A 6862-nucleotide genomic window follows, 5' to 3' on the forward strand; every position below is an offset into this window, starting at 1 on the left:
ACAGTATGTGAAGTGCATCACAATTTTTTAAATTTATTATTCTGTCTTATGAAATTAATACATAAATTTTATTAATACTTATTACGCAGCAGCCTTTTTCAAACAAGAAATTTCTGCATAGGCTGCTTTTAAAGAGTTCAGATGGTAATCCCCTCCTAAAAATAAAAGGATCTAAAAGTAGAATTTTCTCTTAAGATACAAGCAGGAAATTCTGTATGAAAACATCTAAATTTATTGACAGTCAAATCATGTCCATTCTGAAACAGGCGGAATCTGGTACACCTGTCGCTACTCTTTGCCGTGAACATGGCATGAGCAATGCTACATTCTATAAATAGCGTGCTAAATATGGCGGTATGGATACTTCATTAATGGTTTGACTCAGAAAGTTTGGATATTCTTATTTAATTGAACATTCAATCGCACATAACATTGGACATTGATTCTTATTCTACTTGGACACTTAAATAATTTCTGACAAGTTAAATGTAGGATAAAGATAATTTCTCATTTTATTTATACAATTGATTCTCTCAATGTTGATATTAATAAGTCCTGCAAATAGCTTACAGCTTCAAACTCTAGAGATTTTTGACTTCGATAAACTGCTACTTGCATTGGTTTTAGTGGTCCTAGCCCATGTTCAGCACCTAGAATTTTCAAATGGGGTGGCACACTACAACGTGTGAATACAGCGACTGCTAAGCCACTTTCAACAGCAGCAATTTGTCCTGCTAGACTAGAACTATTATATACAACCCGATACGTTTTCCCCTGGAGGGCTAAAGACTGAATAGCATTACGTTTGGCTAAACTTGTATCTTCATATACTGCAATTTTCAGAGGACTTGTTTTCCAAGTTTCAAACTGAGGTGAACCTACCCAGACAAGAGGTTCATAAAACAATAAAGTTCCTTGGCGTGAATGCTCTCTAGAGATTAAAGCTAAATCTAGATCACCAGATTCAATACGAGGAATAAGGGATGTGGATTGCTCGCAATGTAGTTCAATTTCAACTTTGTGATGTAATGTAGAAAACTTCTTTAACACTGGTGTTAAGTAAGTTGATGCGTAGTCATCAGGAACACCTAATCTTATGCGCCCACTTAATTCTGTATTCTGAAAGGCGTTGTGTATTTCATTATGCAAAGCCATCATTCTTCTCGCATAACCTAAAAGCAACTCCCCTTGTGATGTCAGTTGAAGCTGTCTACTTGATCTTTTAACCAATTCACATTGCAAGGCCTCTTCTAATTTTTTAAGTTGCATACTTACAGCCGATTGAGAGCGGTTTAAATCAGGTGCAGCACTTGAAAGTGAGCCTTTATCAACCACAGCTAAGAAACATTTTAGCCAATCAATTTGAAGATCACGCACTCACCGCTACCTTTTAATATTTGATAAACGAATACTATACTACTGAATTATTCGCTTTTATAAATTCAAATAGATTATAAAATTTAATTCCTCTCTCACCTTTATTTTTAAAAGGTTTTCATATCAAGGATCTGTTGTGTCAAACATAGACCAAGAACTTAGCAAATTGAATAATGACCTTATCTGGAAAGGATTCAAAAGTCTGCTTCCTATTTCTATTTTTGTGGCAATTTTTGGTGCTGCATTTGGATTAGCTGCCATTCAGACTGGATTAGATCCTTTATCTATCATTTCGATGAGTACCTTTGTATTTGCGGGCGCTGCTCAATTTGCCACATTGGAATTATGGGGACAAAGTGTGTCTTTAATTCCTCTGCTAGTGACTATTTTCTTCATTAATGCACGACATATTTTAATGGGTGCATCTTTATACCCTTGGCTAAAGAATCTATCGCCACTCAAACGATATAGCATTCTATTAGTCATTTCTGATGCGAATTGGGCATTCGCTCAACAAGCATTTCAAAATCAAAAACAAGGGCTTGGAATTTTATTTGGTGGCGGAATTGCTCTATGGCTATTCTGGGTAATAGGGACTTGTTTGGGTTTATATTTTGGTAGTGTTATTCAAAACCCAACCCATTTTGGTCTAGATATGGTTATGGCTTGTTTTCTGCTGTCAATGGTTGTTGGGGGGCAGAAAAATTTAAGAATTATCTGTATATGGATAGCAGCAGCTATAAGTTCATTACTTGCTTATTGGTACTTACCTGAAAACTCTCATGTTGTTGTTGGAGCTTTAGTAGGTGGCGTTGTTGGTATGCTATTAAAGGACAAACAGGCATGAATTTAGAGATAAGTACACAGTCGGTAGGACTTATTATTTTCATTATGGCACTTGTAACATTGGCCACCCGTTAGGGTGGTGTTTTCATCATGTCCTTTATCCCAATCAATGACCGAATACAACGTTTTATTAGCGCAATGTCAGCTTCTGTATTGGTCGCTATATTGGCTCCAATTGCAATTGAGGGGGATCTTGGTGCTCGATGTGCATTATTAGCGACAGCTATAACAGCGGTGATTTTCAAAAAACCTCTAGTTGCTATAGGGACTGGTATTATCACTGCGGCTGTTATACGACAGTTTTAGGGATAAGCTCCTGCAATTGATTTGATAAAGCCAAACACACAAGCGTTGGGCTTTTATGATTTATCAACAGGATTATTAATGCTCGAAATCTGCTCAGGACTCTCCACCCGTGATGAGCATCGCGAATCATGGGTGGAGAGTCCTGAGCAGATTTCGGCAATATTCACCCTACCTTCGCCAATAAAAATTGACACAGGTATTTGAATATTGCCGTTGTCGCTCTTCACGGTATGGAGCCGCCTTTCGCTTTCAATCGACACGCTCAGATTGCGTTTAGTCTGAGTCGCAAGAGAGTATTTTGGATCTAACTATCCACCCGCACACGCCTTTCTCTCTCATTGGCTTGTTATCTCGGCGAGGGAACTACCCAACATGCCACTTAAACAATCGACCAACGTATTCCCTGCGCCCTTTCCCCAGTGCAATTCTTCAGATAGGAAAGCGATTATAAAATCTTTAGCCTTTGATGCCTGCCGTCACTTATCCACCTGCACATCAAAGCCACGAAGAAGATCAAGCCAACATATAAACAGTTGCACTTACAAACTTAATCTTTTGTACAGACGTAGTGAACGAACCGATGGGTTTAAATTGTATGACGAAGCACATTTAACGAAATTTTTTATATCTGAGGCATTGAAACCAAAGCAATTTCTCAAAAAATTAGACTGTGTACAAAAAAATTTACATATAAACGGTTGTACAAAAGAATAATTTCCTTAAAATATGAGGAACTGGCAGTTACAAGCCTCTGGTGATTATCTGTACGAGTTTCCGCTCTACAGATCTTTCGTTAAAAGATACTGGTAATATCATTTAACTGTAACGCCAATAAATTTAATACAAAGGCCCTTGTTAAAACAAGGGCCTTTGTATTCCAGTTACATAAAAAATGAAATTAGCTATGTTAATGGGCTGCAATGTGATTTGGACAGCTCTTTTACTGAACCGTACCGGGTTTGTTGGAGACAACTTTTCTTGAGAGAAGGTTCCGATGACAAAACCCAAATATACCCCTGAAATCAAAGAAAGAGCAGTTCGCTTACTTGTCAAACCCGAAAAAGACTATATCCCTCGACTTGAATTGCAATCACAACAATTTCTCGCAAGATTGGCTGTACTCCTGAAAAACTTCGTGCCAGGCATCAAATGCATTTAGATCAGCAACGTATCAAACAACTTGAAAACTAGAATAAAGAACTGCAACGGGCGAATGAAATTCTTCGTAAAGCAGAAGCTTTTTTTGCCCAAGCGGAGCTCGACCACCCACACAAATAATGATTGATTTCAGGTGGTGTTTCAAAAATTATACTGGGATTAAATGCAGCCATTATTGATGTAGAAGAAGGTTAAATCGAAAGCCTTAAAGTGATTATCTAACTTTTTCGAAAAATTACAGCTTCTCCTAAGCTCATCGACTTCAAGACATTCGTAGTGACTTTGTTTAGGACGAATCTGATAGGTCGATTCACTTAAGGTTCGTAATACCTGAGTTGCACCCTTGATAGCTTAATCCATGATCACCAATAAACTGATGTTTGCAATCTTTGCACTGATGGTTTTGTTTCCCATCTACTTTGATGCCATTTCTCTTTATATTATTACTTAGACAGGTAGGACATTTAATTTGTAGCGTTATTTTCATACCTCTATTCTATCAAAAGCCATATTTTTTTCAGCATACTTTTTAAAACACCACCTAATTTTTTATGAAGTTATGAAGTTATGAAGTTATGAAGTTATGAAGTTATGAAGTTATGAAGTTATGAAGTTATGAAGTTATGAAGTTATGAAGTTATGAAGTTATGAAGTTATGAAGTTATGAAGTTATGAAGTTAGGTTATTTAATTTTATAAATTAAATAACCCATTCTCAATTTTATTTAAAACTATTATCAACTAACTGCTTAAAATCTTCTAAATTCTGCTCTGCCAGTGACTCTAAAGCTATTCTTACAATACTAGATCTGTTAACACGAGCATTATTACTTTTGATAATCAGCTCATCAATTAATTCACTTAATTCTTGGTTTAAAGAAAAGGTACAACGAACGAATTTCTTTTGTGAAACTTCTAGATCCTTAACTCTTTTATCAGCTCCAGATATGAAATTTTCAACCAGTTTATCCTGATCTGAAAGCTCGTCATTTTTCTTTTTTAAACCACTAAGACCTGCCATAATTATACTCCTAAAAACTCTTGAGCTATCCCTTCAATTTCTGCTTTTGCCTTAGGATCACTTGTTACTTCAAAAACAGATAAGCCATTTTCATCTGCATCATCATAAACATTTCGATTTGTCGTGATTTGGTCTAAGGCTTTTATTCCAAACGATACACAGGCTTCTTTAGCATCTAAAATTCGTTGTACTTGTGACGGTAATGTTGGGCATTGTGTAATGATTGCTCTTGCATTCAAATCTGGATTCACTGCTCGTGCCAGTTTTAATACTTGTTCCATATGATCCAAAGTTTTTAGATCTCTACGTTTAGGCCTAAAAGGCAATAGCATATGTGTTGCTATAGTCATAGCAGAACGCAATGCTTCCGAATCTTGTCCACCAGCATCAATGATAATATCTTCATATCTTTTTGATAAATCTTTTAAAACTTGACGAATATTGCCTGAAGCTTGTACAGATGGAATATTTTTTAAATCCTCATTTTCATCACGTTCTTTAATCCAGTCAGTCGTTGTACCTTGAGGATCTGCATCTAGAAGCAGAACATCTCTATTCTTTTTTTGTAAATAAACTGCTAAGTTTTGGGCGAGGCAGCTTTTACCAGCTCCGCCTTTTTCACCACCTACCAAGATAATCATAAGTTATGTAAGTTACGTAATTTTGTTAAAAATAATGTACAAGTTTCAATCTCCTGAATCAACTATTGTGAAAAATAAAGTTAAAAAATAAAGTTATCCACAAGTAATGTTCTTTTTTAATTTTATATATATCTTTAAATTTATATTTATAGGACCTTTGAATGCCTTATACGGTATAGTTTTCAGAGGATTTATATGGACATTTTCCTGACAATAAGTGGACATTTTCCTTTATTTAAATGGACGTTTTCCTGACAATAAGTGGACATTTTCCTTTATTTAAATGGACGTTTTCTTGATATAAATGGACGTTTTCTTGGCATAAATATATCTTCCATTAATAGACATTAAGTGTTAATGTCTATTAATGGAACTTATTTCTTTAATCACAATATGGCAAATCTGATTTATAAAGACAATAACTTGATTGAAGCATCTTATGCATTGACTCTGTCTGAACAACGCTTAATTTTAGTTGCAATTATTGCAGCTAGGGAAATTGAAAAAGAGCTTACATCGGATACATTGCTAACAATCCATGCGTCTGAATACATGAAGCACTTTAATTTGGGTCGTCAAGCGGCCTATGAGGCTCTTCAGGGAGCGTGTGATAACTTGTTTGAACGTAGACTCACCTATAAGGCCATAGATCCTGTTACAGGTAGGCCAGCGGTCTACAAAAGCCGTTGGGTATCAAAAGTTGGCTATGTTAAAGAAGCCGCATGCGCTCAACTAATTTTTGCTCCTGATATTTTACAGCTTTTTGTAAAACTTGAAGAAAAGTTTACTCGTTATGAATTAAAGCAAATTTCTCAATTATCTAGTGTATACGCTATACGGCTGTATGAACTTTTGATTAGATGGCGTAGCAAAGGCAAGCTATATATTAGTATGGTTGAATTGCGTGATAAGTTAGGTCTACTTGAAAATGAATATAAAACCATGGGAGATTTCAAAAAGCGTGTATTGACGGTTGCCATAGATCAAATTAATAAACTTACTGATATCGACGTAAGTTATGAGCAAAAAAAAGAAGGAAGAACAATTACACATATCGAATTTTCTTTTAATCAAAAAGCTTCCTTAATTGTTAGTGATAAGATACTGGAACCGACATATCAGTTGACACCAAAACAATCTATATTTTTCGCTCAAAAATTGTGTGACCTTATCAAATATCCCGAATTCGGGGGGAAATATGCCAATGTAGGCGAAGAGATCGAAGCGTTTAAAGAAAGGATTTCACTTGAACTTCTCGACCCTGAAAAGGTAAAAAAGTATTATCCGGATTTGTTAAAAGTGGGCTATAAAGAAAAATATAAATCGGAAAAGTTATCATAACCTGAATAATAGAAATTCTTATTTTGAACACGACTAACCTATAGGAAAAATTTAGTCTGCCCTGGTAACCCTAGTTCTATAATTTGGTCTTTATTGAGAAGTGTGTGTTTTAATTGCAAGGTTATTACATAAACAGTTATCAGCTGATCTATAAGGAATATAAGATTATAAAA

General features: G+C 35.5%; 6 protein-coding genes and 3 pseudogenes. 5 read left to right on the forward strand and 4 right to left on the reverse strand.

Annotation, left to right across the window (positions count from 1 at the left end):
* Positions 1-215: 215 nt before the first annotated feature.
* Positions 216-335: pseudogene (locus tag Q9R21_RS13695) on the forward strand (transposase); the annotation flags it as partial.
* A 181-nt stretch (positions 336-516) separates the two neighbouring features.
* Here Q9R21_RS13695 and Q9R21_RS13700 read toward each other — a convergent pair.
* Entirely contained in the window at positions 517-1377 is an 861-nt protein-coding gene (locus Q9R21_RS13700; RefSeq protein WP_004897622.1) for a LysR family transcriptional regulator, read from the reverse strand.
* 136 nt (positions 1378-1513) lie between these two features.
* Between Q9R21_RS13700 and Q9R21_RS13705 the strand changes: the two genes are divergently transcribed.
* From Q9R21_RS13705 to Q9R21_RS13715, 3 genes and pseudogenes are all read left to right on the forward strand, one after another.
* Positions 1514-2224: an AzlC family ABC transporter permease gene (locus Q9R21_RS13705; protein ID WP_004897621.1), complete on the forward strand. Its 711-nt coding sequence runs from the start codon at positions 1514-1516 to the stop codon at positions 2222-2224.
* Between the two features lie 89 nt (positions 2225-2313).
* On the forward strand, positions 2314-2529 hold the full coding sequence (locus Q9R21_RS13710) for an AzlD domain-containing protein (RefSeq protein ID WP_247144359.1): 216 nt from the start codon (positions 2314-2316) through the stop codon (positions 2527-2529).
* Between the two features lie 994 nt (positions 2530-3523).
* A pseudogene (locus Q9R21_RS13715) lies at positions 3524-3818 on the forward strand (transposase); the annotation flags it as partial.
* Positions 3819-3846: 28 nt separating this feature from the next.
* Here Q9R21_RS13715 and Q9R21_RS13720 read toward each other — a convergent pair.
* From Q9R21_RS13720 to Q9R21_RS13730, 3 genes and pseudogenes are all read right to left on the reverse strand, one after another.
* Positions 3847-4174, reverse strand: a pseudogene (locus Q9R21_RS13720) (IS1 family transposase).
* A 233-nt stretch (positions 4175-4407) separates the two neighbouring features.
* A complete protein-coding gene (locus Q9R21_RS13725; protein ID WP_004897615.1) occupies positions 4408-4707 on the reverse strand; it encodes a hypothetical protein in 300 nt (99 codons plus the stop codon).
* Positions 4708-4709: 2 nt separating this feature from the next.
* Entirely contained in the window at positions 4710-5348 is a 639-nt protein-coding gene (locus tag Q9R21_RS13730) for an AAA family ATPase (RefSeq protein WP_004897614.1), read from the reverse strand.
* A gap of 393 nt (positions 5349-5741) precedes the next feature.
* Between Q9R21_RS13730 and repM the strand changes: the two genes are divergently transcribed.
* Positions 5742-6689, forward strand: coding sequence for a replication initiation protein RepM (repM, locus tag Q9R21_RS13735; RefSeq protein ID WP_026444494.1), 948 nt, complete (start codon positions 5742-5744; stop codon positions 6687-6689).
* Positions 6690-6862: the final 173 nt, after the last annotated feature.

Source organism: Acinetobacter sp. RG5 (assembly GCF_031844265.1).
GTDB lineage: Bacteria > Pseudomonadota > Gammaproteobacteria > Pseudomonadales > Moraxellaceae > Acinetobacter.

Bases quoted from the DNA above. Each gene is read 5' to 3' on its own strand.
- Q9R21_RS13710 (WP_247144359.1), top strand. From the start codon at position 2,314: ATGTCCTTTATCCCAATCAATGACCGAATACAACGTTTTATTAGCGCA.
- Q9R21_RS13725 (WP_004897615.1), bottom strand. From the start codon at position 4,707: ATGGCAGGTCTTAGTGGTTTAAAAAAGAAAAATGACGAGCTTTCAGAT.
- Q9R21_RS13730 (WP_004897614.1), bottom strand. From the start codon at position 5,348: ATGATTATCTTGGTAGGTGGTGAAAAAGGCGGAGCTGGTAAAAGCTGC.
- repM (WP_026444494.1), top strand. From the start codon at position 5,742: ATGGCAAATCTGATTTATAAAGACAATAACTTGATTGAAGCATCTTAT.